Source organism: Aliterella sp. E5.1, from assembly GCF_057473825.1.
Map to the genome: position 1 here is coordinate 1 of NZ_JBYCCV010000392.1, position 1449 is coordinate 1449.

At 51.2% G+C, this 1449-nt stretch carries 1 protein-coding gene and 2 pseudogenes; 2 read left to right on the top strand and 1 reads right to left on the bottom strand.

Translation table 11 applies throughout. From position 1 onward, the window contains the following. A pseudogene (locus tag AC2VE5_RS27580) lies at positions 1-118 on the top strand (IS1 family transposase); the annotation flags it as partial. A gap of 10 nt (positions 119-128) precedes the next feature. Here AC2VE5_RS27580 and AC2VE5_RS27585 read toward each other — a convergent pair. Continuing rightward, positions 129-1286: pseudogene (locus AC2VE5_RS27585) on the bottom strand (nucleoside recognition domain-containing protein); the annotation flags it as partial. A 66-nt stretch (positions 1287-1352) separates the two neighbouring features. Between AC2VE5_RS27585 and AC2VE5_RS27590 the strand changes: the two are divergent. Next, a partial coding sequence (locus AC2VE5_RS27590) for an IS1/IS1595 family N-terminal zinc-binding domain-containing protein (protein ID WP_486886923.1) occupies positions 1353-1449 on the top strand: 97 nt, incomplete at its 3' end.

Consider the following 1449-nt stretch of genomic DNA (forward strand, 5'->3'; position numbering starts at 1 on the left):
TTACTTCAATTGGATTTGGCAGCATAGTCGGTTCAAGTCCACTGCCGCACAACGAGCAGGATTAACCTCTCGACCATGGACTTGGAATGATATCGTGACCTATCCCACAATAATCTGACGCACTACCAAGCAATCAATGTGATGATCAGGAAAATGGGGATGGCATTGGTTAAGAACTGGTTGAGTGTCCCCTTTGCTTCGCGCCAAATCGCTGACCACTGGGGAACTTCCAGAAAGGCGCGCCGTTCGATCATCAGCGTATTTTGTGGAGAACGAGCCGCTTTTGGTGCAACCAGACCTGTGTAAATCAACGTTGTGATCACCAGGTAAAGCAAATAGGGAATCACCAGATAGGGTAGATTTGCCGCGCTAAATACTCCCAGCGTGGCACCGAATTGATAGGAACAAGCTGAGCCAAAGGCAATCGCCGAAATGCAAGTCTTACGAGAACAACTGGAGCAAGCACGGGTACTAATCACGGCTGGCACATTACAGCCAAACCCCATGATTACACGCACCAAATCGCGCCCTGATAAGCCAAACGGACGCAACAACGGATGCAGGGCGATCGTAATTCGTTCGACTAAACCGCTGGCTTTGTAAGCCCCTAGAAACAGAGCGTAGAGAATGACTGTCGGCACTGCCCAGACAAACAGCAGCGGTCCCATCGTTACTAGTCCATAGCGCCCAATCAGGATCTCTTTGAGTAAGGACGGTAAGCTAGAGAGAGCTTCTAGGGTTGGTTTGACCAATTTCTGAACCAGCGGATCGGCAAACGCCGCAAAGCTATTGGCAGACCAGACAGCCAGGATGGCAGGGAGCAGCAGCAGGGCGATCGCCAACAGCCAGCCAACGTGGGGATGCTCCAACAATGTGGGACGGGGTTCAATGCTCCAACCCGCAGGCGTGGGTTGCCATTGACTGGGAAAAACTGACGGCTCATGCATTGCCGCTAAAATTTCGTCACGCTGCACGGCGGTCAGATGTCTCGCATCGACTGGAACAAACGCTAGATTAGAGGTCTGTTCCCAGCGCCGGATCACCTGACGTGTTAAATTTGAGGGTGCAACTTTGTCCCAAAATGGGATGACAACAATGCCCCGCTTACCTACCACTAACGGCAACAAATCCGCCAGGTCTTCATCGACATGAGTGGCTTTGACCACCAGCAACACCGTGTCATATGCCTGTAATTGTTCCAGTGCGACTCGTGTTGTGGCAGTGTCAGAACGATACAAGATGCCGGGAGTATCCACAAAAGTAACCCCATCTCCGACATAGGTTTCGCGGTAGTGCGTCAAATAAACGTGGGATTGGTAGAGTAGAGGGGATCTCTCATCTGCAACTCGTCCATGCAATGCCCTTTGTGTGATCATTCTAAAGCCCATAAACACGGCAAGATGCCCAACGGACATCAACGCTATCTCTGTCCTGTTTGCCAACAGACGT